16 protein-coding genes are annotated in these 17,765 nt (G+C 64.4%); 8 read left to right on the top strand and 8 right to left on the bottom strand.

Translation table 11 applies throughout. The features are described from left to right. Nucleotides 1-36 precede the first annotated feature (36 nt). A complete protein-coding gene (locus EV664_RS10115; RefSeq protein WP_229668219.1) occupies nucleotides 37-993 on the top strand; it encodes an L-threonylcarbamoyladenylate synthase in 957 nt (318 codons plus the stop codon). Nucleotides 994-997: 4 nt separating this feature from the next. Here the strand turns inward: EV664_RS10115 and EV664_RS10110 are convergent, their stop codons facing one another. After that, nucleotides 998-1,474 (bottom strand): PilZ domain-containing protein, encoded by a 477-nt coding sequence (locus tag EV664_RS10110; RefSeq protein WP_162848820.1) that lies wholly within the window; start codon nucleotides 1,472-1,474, stop codon nucleotides 998-1,000. Nucleotides 1,475-1,619: 145 nt separating this feature from the next. Beyond that, complete coding sequence (gene msrA, locus EV664_RS10105; RefSeq protein ID WP_133495597.1) at nucleotides 1,620-2,165, bottom strand: peptide-methionine (S)-S-oxide reductase MsrA; 546 nt, start codon at nucleotides 2,163-2,165, stop codon at nucleotides 1,620-1,622. Nucleotides 2,166-2,246: 81 nt separating this feature from the next. On the opposite strand from msrA, the gene galE reads away from it, so the two are divergent. Beyond that, a complete protein-coding gene (gene galE / locus EV664_RS10100) occupies nucleotides 2,247-3,242 on the top strand; it encodes a UDP-glucose 4-epimerase GalE (RefSeq protein ID WP_133495596.1) in 996 nt (331 codons plus the stop codon). A gap of 6 nt (nucleotides 3,243-3,248) precedes the next feature. Here galE and EV664_RS10095 read toward each other — a convergent pair whose 3' ends face one another. Continuing rightward, the gene (locus EV664_RS10095) at nucleotides 3,249-3,986 is read right to left on the bottom strand and encodes a phosphatase PAP2 family protein (protein WP_229668220.1); all 738 of its coding nucleotides are present in this window, start codon (nucleotides 3,984-3,986) and stop codon (nucleotides 3,249-3,251) included. 78 nt (nucleotides 3,987-4,064) lie between these two features. On the opposite strand from EV664_RS10095, the gene EV664_RS10090 reads away from it, so the two are divergent. Both EV664_RS10090 and EV664_RS10085 read left to right on the top strand, forming a co-directional pair. Continuing rightward, the gene (locus tag EV664_RS10090) at nucleotides 4,065-4,298 is read left to right on the top strand and encodes a hypothetical protein (protein WP_133495595.1); all 234 of its coding nucleotides are present in this window, start codon (nucleotides 4,065-4,067) and stop codon (nucleotides 4,296-4,298) included. A gap of 60 nt (nucleotides 4,299-4,358) precedes the next feature. Next, nucleotides 4,359-4,616 (top strand): hypothetical protein, encoded by a 258-nt coding sequence (locus tag EV664_RS10085; RefSeq protein ID WP_133495594.1) that lies wholly within the window; start codon nucleotides 4,359-4,361, stop codon nucleotides 4,614-4,616. 124 nt (nucleotides 4,617-4,740) lie between these two features. On the opposite strand, the gene EV664_RS10080 is transcribed toward EV664_RS10085, so the two are convergent. Together EV664_RS10080 and EV664_RS10075 are read right to left on the bottom strand one after the other, a co-directional pair. Further along, nucleotides 4,741-5,955, bottom strand: coding sequence for a sensor histidine kinase (locus EV664_RS10080; RefSeq protein ID WP_133495593.1), 1,215 nt, complete (start codon nucleotides 5,953-5,955; stop codon nucleotides 4,741-4,743). Further along, complete coding sequence (locus tag EV664_RS10075; RefSeq protein WP_133495592.1) at nucleotides 5,945-7,225, bottom strand: sigma-54-dependent transcriptional regulator; 1,281 nt, start codon at nucleotides 7,223-7,225, stop codon at nucleotides 5,945-5,947. Before EV664_RS10075 ends, EV664_RS10080 begins: the two co-directional genes overlap by 11 nt. Nucleotides 7,226-7,319: 94 nt before the next feature. Between EV664_RS10075 and EV664_RS10070 the strand changes: the two genes are divergently transcribed. The 4 genes from EV664_RS10070 to EV664_RS10055 all read left to right on the top strand — a co-directional run bounded on the left by EV664_RS10070 (nucleotide 7,320) and on the right by EV664_RS10055 (nucleotide 14,271). After that, nucleotides 7,320-8,612 (top strand): efflux RND transporter periplasmic adaptor subunit, encoded by a 1,293-nt coding sequence (locus EV664_RS10070; RefSeq protein WP_229668221.1) that lies wholly within the window; start codon nucleotides 7,320-7,322, stop codon nucleotides 8,610-8,612. A gap of 18 nt (nucleotides 8,613-8,630) precedes the next feature. Beyond that, nucleotides 8,631-9,311, top strand: coding sequence for an ABC transporter ATP-binding protein (locus EV664_RS10065; RefSeq protein ID WP_133495591.1), 681 nt, complete (start codon nucleotides 8,631-8,633; stop codon nucleotides 9,309-9,311). 85 nt (nucleotides 9,312-9,396) lie between these two features. Continuing rightward, nucleotides 9,397-11,808, top strand: a complete 2,412-nt coding sequence (locus EV664_RS10060) for an FtsX-like permease family protein (RefSeq protein WP_133495590.1) — start codon at nucleotides 9,397-9,399, stop codon at nucleotides 11,806-11,808. A gap of 45 nt (nucleotides 11,809-11,853) precedes the next feature. Next, nucleotides 11,854-14,271, top strand: a complete 2,418-nt coding sequence (locus EV664_RS10055) for an ABC transporter permease (protein ID WP_133495589.1) — start codon at nucleotides 11,854-11,856, stop codon at nucleotides 14,269-14,271. Here EV664_RS10055 and EV664_RS10050 read toward each other — a convergent pair. The 3 genes from EV664_RS10050 to EV664_RS10040 form a co-directional block, all read right to left on the bottom strand. Next, nucleotides 14,217-15,335, bottom strand: a complete 1,119-nt coding sequence (locus EV664_RS10050; RefSeq protein WP_133495588.1) for a fatty acid desaturase family protein — start codon at nucleotides 15,333-15,335, stop codon at nucleotides 14,217-14,219. The two genes, EV664_RS10055 and EV664_RS10050, sit on opposite strands and share 55 nt — an antisense overlap. Before the next feature lie 17 nt (nucleotides 15,336-15,352). Beyond that, on the bottom strand, nucleotides 15,353-16,522 hold the full coding sequence (gene ubiM, locus EV664_RS10045; RefSeq protein ID WP_133495587.1) for a 5-demethoxyubiquinol-8 5-hydroxylase UbiM: 1,170 nt from the start codon (nucleotides 16,520-16,522) through the stop codon (nucleotides 15,353-15,355). 80 nt (nucleotides 16,523-16,602) lie between these two features. Then, on the bottom strand, nucleotides 16,603-17,490 hold the full coding sequence (locus tag EV664_RS10040) for an HpcH/HpaI aldolase/citrate lyase family protein (RefSeq protein ID WP_133495586.1): 888 nt from the start codon (nucleotides 17,488-17,490) through the stop codon (nucleotides 16,603-16,605). Nucleotides 17,491-17,765 lie beyond the last annotated feature (275 nt).

Below are 17,765 nucleotides of genomic sequence, written 5' to 3'. Positions count from 1 at the left end.
TTGCCCGGTTTTGCGGGAGGATATAGCGCGTTACCGGTGAGCACGCCAAATCCCGGACTCGACACGCGAACCTTACCCTACGGCGACGCCGCGCTGAGTGAGGCTGCGGCAGCGATCGCACGGGGGGAGTGCGTCGCGGTGCCGACCGAAACCGTCTATGGCCTCGCTGCCGACGCAACCGATTCGCGCGCGGTGGCGGGCATCTATGCCGCCAAGGGACGCCCCAGCTTCAACCCGCTGATCGTGCATGTGCCCGATATCGAGGCAGCACAGCGAATCGCTGAATTCGACGCGGAGGCGCTGAAACTGGCAGAAGCGTTCTGGCCGGGACCGCTGACTCTCGTGCTGCCGGTCAGAGCGGATGCGGAGATTGCCGGGCTGGTCACCGCAGGACTTTCGACCGTGGCGATCCGCGTACCCGCGCATCGTGCGATGCAGGGGCTGCTGCGCGCCTGCGGCAAGCCGCTCGCCGCACCCAGCGCCAATGCGAGCGGATCGATCAGCCCCACCCGCGCCGCCCATGTGGCGCGTTCGCTGGGCGGGCGGATCCGGCTGATCCTCGATGACGGGCCTACCGAGGCCGGGCTGGAATCGACGATCATCGCGCCCGGCCCGCCACCGCGCCTGCTGCGCCCCGGCCCGATCGCTGCGGAGGACATCGCGGCGCTGTTGCAGACACCGCTCGCGGCGGCAGGCGACGCCATCGAGGCACCGGGCCAGCTCGCCAGCCATTATGCTCCGGGAAAGCCGCTGCGCCTCAACGCACGCGCTACGCAGCCGGACGAATGGCTGATCGGATTCGGCGCTGTCCGGGGCGACGACAACCTCTCGGCGACCGGGGACCTGATCGAAGCAGCGGCCCGTCTGTTCGACGCACTGCACCGCGCGGACATGGCGGAAAGACCGCGCATCGCGGTTGCGCCCATTCCCCACCACGGGATCGGCGCTGCGATCAGCGATCGTCTGAAGCGGGCGGCAGTCCCGCCCGATTAACGCGTCAGAAAAGGCGCGCGATCGCGAACACGGCAGCCCAGGAAAGCACCAGACCACCGATATAGATGGCAATGCGCACGGGGCGGGAATAGCGCTCGTAAAAGGTTGCGCCGGCTTCGCTAAGATCCTCATCCGCAGCGATGCCGTTCGCAGGGTCACTACCGGGCCAGGCGATGACGGTTTCGCGCCCGGCAATAGCGAGTTCTTCGGCGGTCAGCGGATAGAGAAATTCGCAGCCATAGCGATTTCCATCAACACGACGGACGGTCGCACCATGCATGGCAACTCCGGGAATACCGATCGAAAAACTCTCGCCCACCGACAGCGCGACATCGCTTTCCATCAGAAAGCCCGTTTCGGAAAGATCGACCAGCGCCAGTTGCACCGGATAGCCTTCGCCATCGCGGATGGTGGCGTCGGAATCGATCGGCTTTCGCGGTGCGCGATCGAAATCCCGAAATATCAGCGCTTCTACGGCCACAATATCGCTCCCTGTTTAGCGGGGATATAAAGCCAGGGTTTTAAGGAAGAGCTAACGAGGACAGGCCCTCCTGTCCGGATGTTTTCGCAAGAAAGGCGGGCGACGCGCAATCACCACTCGCCCGCCGTCTCTCCGGTAGGCAGAATCAGGCGGGGTTCGGATTCTGCGACTTTGTCCGCGCGGCAAAGCTTTTGCGCAGCTTTTGCAGCTTGGGCGGGATCACCGCCATACAATAGGGATTACGCTGCCCTTCCTTATCCCAGTAATCCTGATGATACTCCTCGGCATCCCACCATTTGCCATTTTCTTCGATGGTCGTGACGATGGGTGCGGGCCATTGTGCGGCGTTGCGCTCAATCGCTGCTTCCGCCGCCTTGCGCTGCGCTTCGTCATGCGGGAAAATGGCTGAGCGATATTGCGTACCGACATCATTGCCCTGCCGGTTGAGCTGGGTCGGATCGTGCGTTGCGAAGAAAATATCGAGCAGATCGTCATAGCTGACCTTTTCAGGGTCAAAGCCGATACGGATCGCCTCTGCATGACCGGTATCCCCGCTGCACACCTCGCGATAGGTCGGGTTGTCGGTATGGCCGCCGATATAGCCGCTTTCGACGGTTTCAACGCCGATCACATCGTTGAACACCGCCTCGACACACCAGAAGCAGCCGCCCGCGAGCGTTGCATGTTCCATTTTGATCTCCTTTTGCCCGGTTACATAGGGTCGCGCAGGCGCTAGGCAACGGACCGACAGGATCAATCGAAGGATCGTTCGATGCACAAGGGCAAGGTTTTGGTGACCGGCGGTGCCGGCTATATCGGCAGCCATGCCGTGCTGGCGCTGCTCGATGCCGGGTGGCAGGTCGTGGTCATCGACAATCTGGTTACCGGCTTTGCCTGGGCGGTGGATGATCGCGCGACGCTGGTCGAAGCGGATATCGCCGACGAAGCGACGGTGCGTCAGGTGATGCGCGATCATGATGTGGTCGCGATCATGCACTTCGCCGGATCGATTATCGTGCCCGAATCGGTCACCGATCCGCTCAAATATTATCGCAACAATACCGCGGCCAGCCGTTCGCTGATCGAAAGTGCGGTGACGTGCGGGGTAAAGCATTTCATCTTCTCGTCGACCGCGGCGACCTATGGCGTTCCCGAAAGCGTGCCTATTCCGGAAACCGCGCCCAAAGCGCCGATCAATCCCTATGGCTCATCCAAGCTGATGACCGAGATCATGTTGCGCGATGTCGCCGCCGCGCATCCGATCAATTATTGCGCGCTGCGCTATTTCAACGTCGCGGGCGCCGATCCCGAGGGGCGCAGCGGCCAGTCCACGGCGGGCGCCACGCATCTCATCAAGGTCGCGGTCGAAGCTGCGACGGGCAAGCGCGAGAGCGTCGGCGTCTTCGGCACCGATTTCGACACGCCCGACGGCACCGGCGTTCGCGATTATATCCATGTCAGCGACCTTGCCGCCGCGCATGTCGCCGCACTCGACCTGCTGGTCGAAAAACCGGGCGAGAGCCATACGCTCAATTGCGGCTATGGCCATGGCTATTCGGTGCTCGAAGTGCTCGATGCGGTCGACCGGGTTACCAACCGGACGATCGAGCGCCGCATGGAGGGCCGCCGCGCGGGCGACCCACCCGCGCTGGTCGCCGACAACCGCGCCATTCTTGCCACGCTGCCCTGGCGGCCGCGCCATGACGATCTGGAAGCGATCATCAACGATGCGCTCGCCTGGGAACGAAAGCTCGCCGAGCGGGACTGATCGGGTTCAGCCGACGGGTTCGCGCTCGTCCTGCGGCATGGCGGCATGCGGGTGGATTCGCAGCCACTGGCCGATCCGCCACCATGCCAGCGCCCAGAAGGTGCCGAAGCTCCAGCCGGCCAGCACATCGGTCGGCCAGTGGACGCCCAGATACATGCGGCTCAGCCCGATGACCGTGACCAGCGCGACCACGACGGCGAACAGATAGGTGCGCCGCGCATCGGCACCCGTCACTTGCGTGAGCAGTGCGGCGATCGTCAGATAGACGATGGCGCTGTTCGCCGAATGGCCGCTGGGAAAGCTTTGCGAGCTGACCTCGACCAGATGGGGCACGACATCGGGGCGCGGGCGTGCGGCAATTTCCTTGGCCGCGCTGACCGCCAGCGATCCGCTGATCGTACCCGCCGCGACCAGCGCCGCGGTCATCCATTTGCGCGACACCAGCAGCATGCCGACCGCGACCACCACCACCAGCGTCAGCACGGTCGCACCGCCCAGCGCAGTGATATCGACCATCGCTTCTTTCAGCCATGCCGGTCCGACCGGCACCGCCAGGTCGCCGGGCCGGCGCAGCATGCGAAGGACCCATGCATCGAACGCATAGGGCCGGGCCGGATCGATCAGAAACCCGAGCGAGAGCAGGATCGCGACCGAGAGCGCGGCGAAACCCGCCCCCCAGAAGAGGTGCGGGACATGGCGAACCGGGCGAGGCGGCGCCGCCGCTTGCATTTTCGTGGCGGGCATATTTCCTCCAACCCTTTGGTGAACCTTCGTTTCTTACGCTCGTTGGTGGCCTCCGACCCGCAACACAGGAGGTGGCTTATGTCGCGCGATAATCTTTATGTCGAGCCGCGCCAGGATCAGTGGCAAGTGCGCTCCGACAATCAACAGGGCGATGCCGATCTGGAGATTTTCGACAGCAAGGAGGCAGCGGTCGATGCCGCGATCCTCTCCGCGCAAAATTCCGCGAAGCGCGGACGGCGCGGCCATGTCTATGTCGAGGAAAGCAACGGCGCTTTTCATCTGGAACGCGAATTCGAACCTGGGCGTATCTGACGCCCGAACCGCGCAGGAAGCCGTCCGCCTTGATCGCGGGCGGCTTTCGCGCAACCATCTATGGAGTATTTTGTGTCGGACGACACGCATAAGCTGTATTTCACCGGCCGCGCCCGGCTGGAACGCGATCTCGCGCTGAAATCGACGAGCAATATCGCCGCGATCCGCCATTTCGAACTGGCCGAATATTATGATGCGCAGGCAAAAGGCGATATGCCGCTGCCCGAACATACGGTCGATCGACGTCCCGCCGAGCCGCGCGAGGACTATATCCGCGAACTGGTCGACCGGGGCACGTTCGAACCGTTCATCTATTGAGGTCCATACCAAGCTGGGCTGAAGTGGACCTATCCGCGTATTGCGATCCTCACCACCCGTCGTCACCCCAGCGAAAGCGCTGGCATGATGGCGGGGGATGGGTCGCCATCCATCCAGCCTGGGATCAGTCGCCTGCGGCGAAGGCGAAGCGGAACCGTGTGCCCGGCAAATCATCGGTCAGCAGGGTGACATCGCCGAGATGCGCGAGCGCGATCATCCGCGCCAGCGCAAGTCCTACCCCCGACCCTTCCGCTTTGGTGGTGAAAAAGGGCTGGAAGATCGAATCGCGCATTGCGGGCGCGACGCCCGCGCCGTTATCGCCGATGGTCAGCATCATCATGCGCTCCGCCCCCTCCGCGCGAAGCATAACTTCCGGCTGCACCTGATCGCCACAGGCCTCGGCCGCATTTTGCAGCAAGGCCCAGAGCGCGGCATGAAGCTGATCGGCATCGCCCTCCACGGCGCGCGGCACGGTGCCGGTTTCGACCGTCAGCGCGATGTCCGGCCAGCGATGACGGAACAGCCGCGCGAGATCGGCGATGAGCGCCGCCATGTCGACCACGCGCATCGCCGGATCGGGCAGCCGGGCGAGCCTGCGGTACGCCTCGCCAAATTCGCGCAGTCCCTCGGCGCGCCGTGCGACGGTCCGGATCGCTGCCTGCGCTTCGGCGCGATCCTCCTCCCCGCCGTTTTCGATCAGTTCGGCCGCCGACTGGCTGAGCGACGCGATGGGCGTCAGGCCGTTCATAATCTCATGGCTCAATATGTTGAGCAGGTTGCGCAGCGCGCGTGCCTCGGCGGCGCGCATTTCCGCCTCAATCCCCACCAGCGCCGCTATCCGGTTGACCTCGCCCGCCGTCACGATATCGGCGGTCGCCAGCGCATAACCTTCCGCGCCCGCGCCGAAATCGAGCCGCAGCGATACCGACAACCCCGGCGCGGTCCCCGCGATCGCCCGGACCAGCGCCGGGTCGGGATCGGCGACGACATCCTGCGTGGCGAGCAGCCGCCGCGCCGCGCGATTGACCGCGCGCAGGCGATATCCCTCCAGCAGCATCAGCGGCGCGGGCGACAGGTCGAGATAAGCGAGCAGGCGCTTTTGCTGCCGTTCGGCGTCGGCGGTCCGCCTGCCCGGTTCCGGGTCGGTCGGCAACGGCTCGACCTCTCGCCGCACCGACACCGCGAGCAAGCAAATCGCCCAGAAGGCCAGCAACGCGGCCAGCATGGCATTGGCGTAGAGCGATCGCTGCCAGCCGAGCACCGCCAGCGCACCCATCACGGGCAGCAGCCCGACCAGCAGGATGCGCCCATAAGGAATGCGCGCTCGCCTAGAGTCCATGTTTCGCCATTCGCCGATACAGCGCGGCGCGGGTCAGCCCCAGTTCGTCGGCAGCGCGGCTGATATTGAACCGGTGCCGGTCGAGCGCCGCTTCGATCAGCTGCTTTTCGGCGCGGTCGAGATTCAGGTCCGCCGCCGCAGCGCGCGGCCGGACATCGCCATGCCCCGAATCGCCCAGAGCGAGGTCGGCGATTTCGATCCGCTCGCCCTCGGCCAGCAGGACCGCGCGTTCGATCGCCTGACACAGGCCGCGCACATCGTCAGGCCAGTCATCGGCCAGAATCGCGCGCGCCGCTTCTTCGCTGATCGGACGGGGCACGATCGCATGGCGCCGCGCGAAGCGATCGGCGAAATGGCGGGCGAGCAACAATTTATCCTCGCCCCGTTCGGCAAGCCGGGGCAATTCGATCTCTATGGTATTGAGCCGCGCGAGCAGATCGGCGTCGAGCGCTGCGCGCACCCCCTGTCGGTCGTCCCGCGCCATCGCCAGCACGCGGCGCCCGCCAAGCTGTCCGGCAAGAAAGGGCTGAACCGATCGCGGCACCTGCTCGACCCGGTCGAGAACCAAGGTGCCGCCGCGCGACGCGCGCAGCGCTTCCTCGAGCACCGCGATGGTGATGGCGTCGTGCATGCCGATCTCGACCCATGGCGCATCCTCCCCGGCCCGCTGACGCCGTAACAGGTCAACCGTCAGCGACTTGCCCGACCCGGCATTGCCCAGCACCAGCACCGACGCGCTGGTCGCGCCGATCCGCGCGATCATCCTTCGTACCCGTTCGATCGCGGGATCGTCGCCGAGCAGAAGCGCCGGTTCGCCCGCACCATCGCCGCCCGCCGCGCGGCGTGCCCCGGCGAGCGCAGCGCCGCGCTTCAGCTTTTCGGCGAGCGCGTCATTGCTCCATGGTTTGATGACGAAATCGGACGCGCCGCCGCGCATCGCCTCCACCGCGACATTGATCCCGCTATGCCCGGTAACGACGATCACCACGCGCCGCGGATCGGTCGCCATCAGGTCGGCGAGCATCCGGAACCCCGCTTCGCCGCTGGTCTGACCGCGCGCGAAATTAAGGTCGAGCAGGATCACATCGAATGCCCGTTCGGCGAGCAGGCTCCACGCCGCCTCCGGATTGCCCGCACCGGTCAGGGACATGCCATGGCGCCGCGCCACCAGCCCCGCCGCCGCGACGATATCGGAATCATCGTCGACGAACAGGATTCGGACGGGGCCGGTTGACAAAGCGGGAAGACTGTTCGGAATCGGACACTCCATACATTTCGGCGTTCGAATCATCGCCGCGTCGACCGATAATCTTTATTATTCAGCGCTTTAGGTCGTTTGATCGATCTCGACATATCCTGTCGGCATGAACGATATGACGCAAGTGGGATCGATCAGCGGCGCGAATATGGACCAGCGCGTGGTGCGGCCGCATCGCTGGTGGCGCCGCCGCCCGGTGCAGCTTGGCGCGATCGTGCTTGCCGTCCTGCTGGCGGGCGCAGCGCTCATCCGCTGGCTGCCTTCGTCCAGCTCGCTGTCGGTGAATAGCGACGCGGTGCGCACCGGCACCGTAACGCGCGCGCCGTTCCGCGATTATGTCCCCCTGCGCGGCGAGGTCGCGGCGCGCGACACCACCTTTGTCTCAGCCATCACCGGCGGGCAGGTTGATCGCGTGATCGCGAGCGACGGCGCGCTGGTGGCGGAGGGGCAACCGCTTGCGATTCTCAGCAATCGCTCGCTCGAACTCGATGTCGCCTCACGCTCGGCCGATATCGCGGGCCAACTCGGCAATGTCAGCGCCCAGCGCCTGTCGATGCAGCGCAACCGGCTCGACAGCGAAAGCGAGATCGCAGCGGCGAAAAACGCGCTGCAAAAGGCGCAGGCCGAACTTACCCGCAAGCGCTTCCTGCTCGAAAAGGGCATCGTCAATCAGGCGGCAATCCAACCGCTCGCCGAAGAAGTCGCGTTTCAGCAAAGCCGGGTCGATTCGCTCACCGCTGCCAGCGCACAGGAAAGCGGCACGCTCACCGATCAGCGCGAACAGGTCAGCGCGACCGCGCGTCAGCTTCGCCGCAGCCTGACGATGGTGCGCGACAGCCTCGATGCGCTCACCATCCGCGCGCCGATGGCGGGTCGGCTGACCGGCTTCAGCCTGCAACCCGGCCAGACGCTGAACGCGGGCGACCGGGTAGCGCAGATCGACGCGCAGGGATCATGGAAGCTCATCGCCGATGTCGATCAATATTATCTCGGCCGGGTCGCGACGGGTCAGCAGGCGATCGCCGATATCGACGGAACGTCAGCGACCCTGCGCGTTGCAAAGGTCCTGCCGCAAGTGACCGACGGGCGGTTTCGCGTCGAACTCTATTTCGACGGCGCCGCGCCCCAAGGGCTCAATCGCGGCCAGACGCTCGATGTACGGCTGATCCTCGGCGCGGACCGGCCGGCGATCGTCGCGCCGATGGGCGCATGGATCGACGCCGGGGGCAATATCGCCTTTGTCCTCACCGGCGACGACCGGGCGGAGCGCCGCGCGATCACCACCGGACGGCGCAATCCCGAACAGGTCGAAATCACCGGCGGCCTCAAACCCGGCGACCGCATCGTGACGTCGGGAATCGAGAATTATCAATCCTTCCAGCATCTCCTCATCCGCTAATCCAATGGAAAGTCGCTCATGATCCAGCTCGAAAATATCAGCCGCCGATTCCGTGCCGACGAAATCGAAACCACCGCGCTGGCCGATATCGACCTTGTCGTGGAGGCGGGCGAGTTCCTTGCCGTGATGGGGCCGTCGGGCTGCGGCAAATCGACACTGCTCAACATTCTCGGCACGATCGACCGGCCGAGCGACGGCGTCTATCGCTTCGAGGGTGAGGATATTGCCAGGGCACCCGAAGCGCGGCTTGCCCGGTTACGGCGCGACCGGCTGGGCTTTGTGTTTCAGAGCTTCAACCTGATCGACGAGCTGACGATCCGCGAAAATATCGCGCTCGGCCTTGCCTATCGCACCATGGGGTCGGCGGAAAAGCGCGAGCGGGTGACTGCCGCGATGGACCGGGTCGGCATCGCGCATCGCAAGGATCATCACCCGCACCAGCTGTCTGGCGGGCAGCAGCAGCGCGCGGCGATCGCGCGCGCCATCGTCGGCGATCCCAAGCTGATCCTTGCCGACGAACCGACCGGCAATCTCGACACCGAAAACGGCGCGCAGGTGATGAACATCCTTACCGAGCTGAATGGCGAAGGCGCGACGATCGTGATGGTCACGCACAGCCCCGCCCATGCCGATATCGCCAAGCGCACCGTCCATATGCTCGACGGCCGCATCCTCACCTCCGCCCGGCGCGCGGCATGAGGGTTCGCGATTTTCTGATGAGCGTGGCGCTGCTGCTGCTCATCGCGCTGCTCTGGCAGCGCCTCGGCAAAGGGGAGAATCAGGCATGATCGGCACGTCGCTGCTCACCCTCTACCGTTCGCTCACCCGCCACAAATTGTTCGCCGCGCTGAACATCGGCGGGCTTGCGCTCGGCATCGCGGTGTTTCTGGTGCTGTTCCTTTTTGTCCAGTTCGAACGGGGATATGACCGGCAATTGCCGGGATGGGACAAAATCTGGCTGGTCAATACCAGCTACGCCATTCCGGGATTTCCGGCCGTCAACCTGACCAGCGATTCGGGTCTCCTGAAAAATCTGAAGACCGACTTCGCCGATATCGATGGCGTGCGTCTGGAGGAGCATCAGGACACTGCGGTGCGCAACGGACGCTCGCTTACCACCGAGAATGTCTCCGCAGTCGATCCCGGCTGGTTTCGGCTGTTCCCGGCCACAGCGATTGAAGGCGATCCGATAGCGGTCATGAATCAGCCGGATATGGCCGTGCTGACACGAAGCGCCGCGCAGCGGTTTTTCGGGTCAGCCCCGGCGATCGGCCAATCGCTGATCATGACGATCGGCGGACGCGAGCGCCCGTTCCAGATCGCGGCATTGCTCGACGATCTGCCGAAAAACATGACCTATGGCAGCGACATTTTCATCGGCCTTCCGCCATTGGAAGGTGGCAATGGATCGGACGGCTCTGTTCGCCTGTTCCTTCGGTTCCCGGACGCTTCTGCCGCGACAGCATTCGCGGACAAACTGCCCGCCTTTATCGATCGGCACGAAGAATCGAGCCTTGGTCAAAAGCCTTCCGACTTCAAAAAGCTGACACTGACTCCGCTTGCCGAGGTGCACCTCATCCAACCGAAAGACCGCACTGTGGTACTCACCCTCGGGCTGGTCGGCGCGCTCACGCTTCTTATCGCGATCATCAATTATGTGAACCTCGCGACGGCGCGCGCCGGGCTTCGGGCGCGGGAAGTCGCGCTGCGCAAGGTGCTGGGCGCGACGCGGCGCGCGCTGATCTTGCAACTCTTGGTGGAGGCAATCGCGATGGCGGCGCTATCGGCGATCCTCGCGCTTGCGTTGACCGAGCTGGCGCTGCCTTTTGTCAACACGGTGGGCGGCACATCGCTATCGATCCACTATGCCGGGACGGGTTCCATCCTGTTTCCGCTTGCGCTGTTGATTGTTGGCGTGGGCATCGTTGCCGGCTTCTATCCAGCCTTCATCCTGTCCCGATTCAATCCCGCGCGCGTGCTGGCATCGGTTCGAACGCCAGGCGGAGGGAAGGCCGGTGTCTGGTTGCGCAAAGCGTTGGTGCTGGGACAGTTCGCCATCGCGATCGCTTTTACCATCGGCACCTTTGTGCTGATCGCGCAGACCCGTCATGTGCGCCATTCGGACCTGGGATTTGATCGAAGCGGTCTGATTATCGTGCCGAGTTTTCTTGCGGACGCGCTGGACGATGCGCAGCGCGCCGATCTGCTTCGCGCGTTCCGCAATCTGCCGAACGTGGAATCGGCAGGAATGTCGCGCTTTCTTCCCACGGGCGGAAGTTTCAACGCATCGCGCTATGTCGATAGCGCAACGGGCACGGATATTTCGGTCACCGAGGTCGATGTCGGTCGTGACTTCTTTACGACCTATCATTCGCATTTGCTGGCAGGGCGGTTTTTCGACGATGCGCATGTCAGCGACGATGCCACCGGCATGGATCGTGAGGCGCTGAACAAGAATCCGCGCAACATCATCCTGAACCGGACCGCGCTGTCGCAGCTCGGCATTCGGTCGCCACAAGCGGCAATCGGCCAGATCGCAAAATTCAGTTCCGACACACAGCCGCGCATTATCGGTGTGGTCGAAGATATGCGCTTCACCTCACCGCGCGATCCGGTCGGTGCTGTCGTCTATCATTATGTCCCGCGCGCAGCCGAAGGCATGGTTCCGACGGTGCGCGCCAAAGCCGGGGATACGGCGGCAACATTAGCGGCGATGGAAGCGCAATGGCGCAGCATCGCCCCGGCCGTTCCATTCCGCGCAAAGTCGGTCGACGACGCACTGTACCAGCGTTTCTACCAGCAGGACGCGCAGCGCGGACGGCTCTTCACCATCGGCGCGGTGCTTGCCGTCGTCATCGGCTGTATCGGGCTGTACGGCCTCGCCGCGTTCGACACGTCGCGCCGGGTGCGAGAGATCGGCATCCGCAAGGCGCTGGGCGCATCAACGCGCGACATTTTGCGACTGCTGATCGGTCAGTTTCTGCGGCCGGTTCTGCTCGCCAATCTGATCGCATGGCCGCTGGCCTATGTCGCGATGCGCCAATGGTTGTCGGGCTTCGACGATCGCGTTGCGCTGTCGCCCGCCTATTTCCTGATCGCGAGCCTGATCGCGCTGGCAATCGCTGTCGCGACGGTCTTTGCCCAGTCCTGGCGCGTCGCGCGCGCCGAACCGGCAAAGGCGCTGCGCTATGAATAGGCGCTGCCCGCTTCCTCACCCTCTCCATAAAAGGGAACTGCGTCGATGATCGGCACGTCGCTGCTCACCCTCTATCGTTCGCTTACCCGCCACAAATTGTTCGCCGCGCTGAACATCGGTGGGCTGGCGCTCGGCATTGCGGTGTTTCTGGTGCTGGCGCTCTATGTCCGGTTCGAAACCGGCTATGACCGCTTTCCCGGTGCCGACAAGCTCTGGGTGATCGAGGAAGTCTATACCCGCCCCGGCGCTCCGGCGCAGCCGAGCCTGAGCACGATGGGCGGCGAACTCGATCAGCTGCGAGGCGATTTTCCCGATCTTGTCGGGACGCGCTATCGCGGCATCGGCGGGATCGTCCGCAAGGACGGTCAGGTGGCGGTCGAAGACAGCTATGCGGTCGATCCCAATTTCTTCGACCTGTTCCGGTATCCGGTCAGCGCAGGCGATTGGAAGACGACGTTGGCCGATCCCAACGGGGTAGTGATTTCCCAAAAGCTGGCGCGCAAATATTTCGGCAGCGCCTCGCCCATCGGCAGGACGCTCGACATCGATATCGGGGGCGAGGTGTTTCCGTATCGCGTCGGCGCGGTGCTCGCGCCGCTGCCGAAAAACACCAGCTTCGGCGGCGATCTGTTCGTGAAGCTGGTCCCCGAACGTTTTTCGGGACCATGGTTCACCCATTGGGGGAGTACCGAGCTTGTGACCTTCCTGCGCTTTCCCGACGCAGCGGCGGCGCATGCGTTCGAAACCCGGCTTCCCGATTTTCTTCAGCGCCATGCCGGGCCGGGCGGCAATTTCGGGAACCGGGTCGCCGATATCTATCACCAGAATCTGCGGCCGCTTTCCGCGGTTCATCTGGCCTTTATGGGCGATCGCACGATGGTAGCGACGCTGGGTCTGGTTGGGCTGCTCACACTCATCATCGCGATCGTTAATTATGTGAATCTCGCCACGGCGCGCGCAGGACATCGCGCGCGTGAGGTCGCGATCCGCAAAGCGCTGGGCGGCACGCGCCGCGCGCTGATCGGCCAGTTCCTGTTCGAAGCGGTGGCAACGGTCGGGATCGCGGCACTGATCGGTCTTGCGCTTGCCGAGCTTGCCCTGCCCTTCGTCAATACAGCGGGCGGGCTCGATCTTTCGATCACCTATTGGGGATCGGACAGCATCCTGCCGCCGCTGGCGCTGACGGTGCTGTTGGTCGGTGTGCTCGCCGGGCTGTATCCCGCATTCGTGCTGTCGCATTTCCGGCCCGCCAGCGTGCTGGCATCGGCGAAGGCGCCGGGCGGCGGGCGAAGCGGCGCGCGGCTGCGACAGGGGCTGGTCATCGTGCAATTCGCCATCGCGATCCTGTTCACCATCGCGACCATGGTGATGATCGGTCAGGCACGCCATGTCCGCAATGCCGATCTCGGCTTTAACCGGGACGGCCTCATCGTGTTGAACTCCTTCTCGCACGGCGCACTCGAAACCGCGCAGCGACACGCTTTGCTGGCTGCGTTTCGGCGGCTGCCGGGTGTCGTTTCAGTCACCTCAGGCAATATGGCACCCGGCAGTCAGGATACGACCAATGCAGAGACGCTGGCCCGCGCCGGTGCACCGGAACGCCAGCCATCTATCATGAAGGTCGATATCGGCGTGGATTATTTCGCCACCTATGGCGCACATCTGCTGGCCGGCCGCATGTTCGACCGCGCCCATCGTCCTGCTGACGATACGGCCGGATCGCAGGCCAGGGCGACGAACGCGATTTTCAACCGGAGCGCGATCAAAGCACTGGGGTTCGCAGACCCTGAAGCCGCGATCGGGAAGAGCGTCGAAGGCGGCGGCACCACCTTCACCATAATCGGCGTCATCGCCGATCAACGCTTCGGCTCGCCACGCGACCCCGTTCGCCCGACCGTCTATTATCTCGACTCCGAACGCCAGACTTCGCCTTTCGCGGCGGTGCGCTTCACCGGCGAATCCAAACCGATGGAAGCGCAGCTGGAAGCGACGTGGCGGCAAATCGCCCCCACCGTCCCCTTTGCCGCGCAAACCGTGAACGCGAATCTCAACGAGCACTTTTATCAGCAGGATAATCAGCGCAACCGGCTGTTCACCATCGGCGCGGTGCTGGCTGTCCTGATCGGCTGTATCGGTCTTTACGGGCTCGCCGCGTTCGACACCGCGCGCCGGGTGCGTGAGATCGGCATTCGCAAGGCGCTGGGCGCATCGACGCGCGACATATTGCGTCTGCTGATCGGGCAGTTTCTGCGGCCCGTGCTGATCGCGAACCTGATTGCATGGCCGCTTGCCTGGCTGGCGATGCAGCGCTGGCTGACCGGGTTCGACGACCGGATCGCTTTGTCGCCGCTCTATTTTATCGCGGCAAGCCTGCTCGGCATTGTCATCGCCTGCACGACGATCTTCGGTCAGGCATGGCGCGTTGCCCGCGCCGAACCGGCGCGTGCGCTGCGCGATGAATGACGGCCCATGGTCGCGCGGGTCAGGCGGCGAAGCAGCATGGTGAGCGAGGGATAGTTCGCCTCGCCATATGCCGAATCGCGGGGCAACGCGGCGGCGAGGCGGCGATGCGCGTGCCTGAGCGAATGATAGGGCAGCCGCGGCAGCAGATGGTGCAAGGCATGGAAGCGAAGCCCCACCGGCGCCCATAACATGCCCGGAAAAGCGGGCGGCACATTGGTGCTGTCGCGATATTGATCGGTGAGCGAAAGCTGCCCGCCTTCATTCTCCCATAAATGCGCAACCAGCGTCCGCGTCTGGTTGAGGAGCGCAACACCCGCCAGAACCGCGCAATATAATCCGAACGCGCGCAGCGGAACGATGCCGAGCGCGGTGGTGGCGATCAGGGCAATGGCGGCCATGCTTGCCGCAGCCTCCTGCCACCGCCAGCGCAGGGCGAAATCGCCCTGCGGTGCCGGGCGGCGATAGGCCGGATTGACTTCCAGCGCCGAAAACCGCTCGACGATCAGGCGGCGCAGCGGCGGGACGGCCCATGACAGGGGGCCGAGAATCCCGAACCGCAGCAGCAGCAGAAACGGCATCGCCAACGCGGCCAGCGTGAAGAGCGGCAGCGTCCAGGGCCGCATATGCGCGAGCGGCAGATATTCGGGATCGCGCTCGGTCCCATAATGCGCGCGCGAATGATGGACCGCGTGAATGCCTTCATAGAGAAAGGAGGGCAGCAGCAACGGCGCCCCGACGCCGATATTCCATGCGATCCGGAAGCCGGGAAGCAGGCGATGGTCGAGATGCGTAATCTCGTGAATGAACAGCACTGCGCGATAGAGAGTGAGGATCGACAGCAGCACCAGCGCGGTCGTGAGCGCCGCATGATGGCTTACCATCGCACCGAGCAGCGCGGCATAGCCGATCGCTGCCGAACCGAAACAATCGCTCCAGTAGATTGCGGGGCTGGGGCGGTGCAGGTCGCGGGTCAGCAACGCTGCCTGACGCAGCATCTCTCTGTCCTCGGCACCGGGGCGTTGCGGCTTTGGGGGCATTTCCGACTGCTCTTTGAAAACTGTCATGCGTGCCTTTGCCATGGTCAATGACGGAGCAGCATTCGGGTGATTGCGGTGTTGACAGGCGCCATCCGTGCGGCAGCAAGTCCGGTGCGCCGCGCGAACCGCGCGCCGCGATGTTCGGCGGTATAGAGACGAACGAGGAGATTGGTACCGCTGTACAGCGCCCGCGTCGCGATTCGATGGCGTGCTTCATAGCGGCGCAGCAGCAGCGGCGATGCGATCGGGCGATGTCTGGCGACCGCGACGCGGATCAAATGCGCGAGCGTCGCCCCCGATTGCAGGCCCAGATTGAACCCATGCGCGGTGACGGGATGCATCCCCACCGCCGCATCGCCGATCAGCGCGGCGCTGTCACTCGCGAAGTGCCGGGCATAGGTCGTGGCGAGCGGATAGACATGCGGACCGGAGACGAGCTGCATGGCGCCGAGGCGCTGATCGAACCGGCGCTCGATCTCGGCGGCGAGAAGTTCGGGGGGATAAGCCGCGATCCGCTCGATTGCTTCGCTCGGCAAGGTAAGAACGGCGGACGACCGGCGCTCGCCCAGCGGGAGCATCGCTATGGTCTGGCCATAGTCGAACCATTCGGAAGCGATGCCGTTATTGGGAAGCGCATGCGACACCCGCGCGACGAGCATCGACTTGCCGAGCCGGTTGATCTCCGCCGGGATGCCGAGCTGATCGCGCACCATGGAAAAGCGCGAATCGGCAGCGACGAGGAGCGTTGCGGTGAGGGTGCGCCCATCCGCGAGCGCAACCGTTGCGCCGGCGCGCTCGGCATGCACGTGATCGACTCCGGTTCCCGCAAACAGGGTGACGCCGGGCTGGCCTTCTATCGTTTCGAACAGGCTTTGGCGGATCAGATGATTGGAAACGAGGCAACCAAGCCGCGCATCCCCCCCTCCCTCAGGATCGAACCCGAGGGCAAGGGGGGATCGGCCATTATAGACGCGGGCGCCGCGCAGCGCGGATACCCCTTCGGGCGCGATACGATCCCACGCGCCGAGCCGCTCCAGCGTCGCGACCGAGCGATGGGTGAGCGCTATTTCGCGCCCGTCCACCGGCGGGGAAGCGAGCTCCGCCTCAGCCTGGCGCTCGATCAGCGCGATGCGCAGCCCCGTCGGTTCGAGCGCACGGGCAAAGCCAAGCCCCGCAGGTCCTGCTCCCACCACGATGATATCGAAATCGCGCATCGCCCGTCCTTCCCTTCGCGGTCCCGCACATGGCGTAGCGGGCCGGGAAATCGCGGTCCTTGCGGAGCGTCAAACGGCGGTCAGCGTTGCTCCGCCTGACGAAGCAGCGCCTGCGCACGGGCGAGGTGCGGACGGTCGAGCATCGCGCCCTGATGACCGATCGTGCCTGCGCCAGGATTGGCTGCGAACAGATCGACGATCGCGCGCGCCTCTGCGATCTCGGCCTCTCCGGGTGTGAAAGCCTGATTAATGATGTCGACCTGCGCGGGATGGATGGCGAGCATGCCGCGAAAGCCCTCACGCCGCACCAGCTCTGCGCGTGCCTTCAGCGCGTCGAGATCACGAAAATCGCCCTGAATCGTCTCGAGCGCGATGACATTCGCATGTGCAGCGCCGAGCAGACAAAGACTGCGCGCAAGCCGATAAGTAAAGCCATAGCCGCCCTGCGGATCGAGATTGCTTGCTGCACCGATCGAGTCGGCGAGATCTTCGGCGCCCCAGCTCATCGCGACGAGCCGCGCGCAACCGGCATAATCGCCGGTATGGAACATCGATCCCGCCGTTTCGGTGACAAGCGCAGCGACCCTCGTGCTGCCGGGCGCAATGCCATGGGCTGCTTCCAGTGCAGACAGATAATGATCGAGCCGCTCGACATCGGCTCGCCCCCGCGCCTTGGGCAGCATGATCCCGCCGGGACGTGCCAGCATGATCGCGGCAAGATCCGCCAGCGTCCAGTCGCCATCGAGCGGATTGACCCGGACCCATAGGCGGTCATGGGGCTCCGGGCGGGACGCGAGGAGGTCGGCCACCATTGCGCGCGCGGCAGGCTTTGCGTCGGGCGCGACCGCATCCTCCAGATCGAGGATCACGATATCTGCCGCGCCCCCGACTGCCTTTTCCATTTTCCGCTGGCTGTCGCCCGGCGCGAACAACCAGGAGCGTGCGGGAATATCGAAGCTGTCGGTCATGGCGATCCTCTCATGATGCGAGCGGCTTAGCGCGCACTGCGAAGCGGCGAAAGGGCAGTCCGCCGAAACCCGGCCCGACCCTTAGAAAGTCGCATGAGGGCGTTGTGATAGAGGCGCGACTGATTGAGCGCTGGATAGGTTCGCGGCGCGGGAGCGCGGAGGATCGCGCTGACAAGGCGATTTCAGGCCACCCGCGGGGTTGGGCGCGGGCGCGCGGCGGGGTGTGAGTTGTGGGAGTATTGGGGTTGCGTGTGGGAGACGCAAGAAAGCCCCGC

It is taken from the genome of Stakelama pacifica, assembly GCF_004361835.1.
Classification (GTDB): domain Bacteria; phylum Pseudomonadota; class Alphaproteobacteria; order Sphingomonadales; family Sphingomonadaceae; genus Sphingomonas; species Sphingomonas pacifica.
The sequence above is the reverse complement of the archived record's forward strand: the minus strand, read 5'-3'. Positions and strand labels throughout refer to the sequence as shown.

What these genes read in the sequence shown, in the direction of transcription:
- msrA (WP_133495597.1), bottom strand. Translation starts at nt 2,165, where the DNA reads ATGGAACATGCAACGCTCGCGGGCGGCTGCTTCTGGTGTGTCGAGGCG.
- galE (WP_133495596.1), top strand. Translation starts at nt 2,247, where the DNA reads ATGCACAAGGGCAAGGTTTTGGTGACCGGCGGTGCCGGCTATATCGGC.
- EV664_RS10095 (WP_229668220.1), bottom strand. Translation starts at nt 3,986, where the DNA reads ATGCCCGCCACGAAAATGCAAGCGGCGGCGCCGCCTCGCCCGGTTCGC.
- EV664_RS10090 (WP_133495595.1), top strand. Translation starts at nt 4,065, where the DNA reads ATGTCGCGCGATAATCTTTATGTCGAGCCGCGCCAGGATCAGTGGCAA.
- EV664_RS10085 (WP_133495594.1), top strand. Translation starts at nt 4,359, where the DNA reads ATGGAGTATTTTGTGTCGGACGACACGCATAAGCTGTATTTCACCGGC.
- EV664_RS10080 (WP_133495593.1), bottom strand. Translation starts at nt 5,955, where the DNA reads ATGGACTCTAGGCGAGCGCGCATTCCTTATGGGCGCATCCTGCTGGTC.
- EV664_RS10075 (WP_133495592.1), bottom strand. Translation starts at nt 7,225, where the DNA reads ATGGAGTGTCCGATTCCGAACAGTCTTCCCGCTTTGTCAACCGGCCCC.
- EV664_RS10070 (WP_229668221.1), top strand. Translation starts at nt 7,320, where the DNA reads ATGAACGATATGACGCAAGTGGGATCGATCAGCGGCGCGAATATGGAC.
- EV664_RS10065 (WP_133495591.1), top strand. Translation starts at nt 8,631, where the DNA reads ATGATCCAGCTCGAAAATATCAGCCGCCGATTCCGTGCCGACGAAATC.
- EV664_RS10060 (WP_133495590.1), top strand. Translation starts at nt 9,397, where the DNA reads ATGATCGGCACGTCGCTGCTCACCCTCTACCGTTCGCTCACCCGCCAC.
- EV664_RS10055 (WP_133495589.1), top strand. Translation starts at nt 11,854, where the DNA reads ATGATCGGCACGTCGCTGCTCACCCTCTATCGTTCGCTTACCCGCCAC.
- EV664_RS10050 (WP_133495588.1), bottom strand. Translation starts at nt 15,335, where the DNA reads ATGACAGTTTTCAAAGAGCAGTCGGAAATGCCCCCAAAGCCGCAACGC.
- ubiM (WP_133495587.1), bottom strand. Translation starts at nt 16,522, where the DNA reads ATGCGCGATTTCGATATCATCGTGGTGGGAGCAGGACCTGCGGGGCTT.
- EV664_RS10040 (WP_133495586.1), bottom strand. Translation starts at nt 17,490, where the DNA reads ATGACCGACAGCTTCGATATTCCCGCACGCTCCTGGTTGTTCGCGCCG.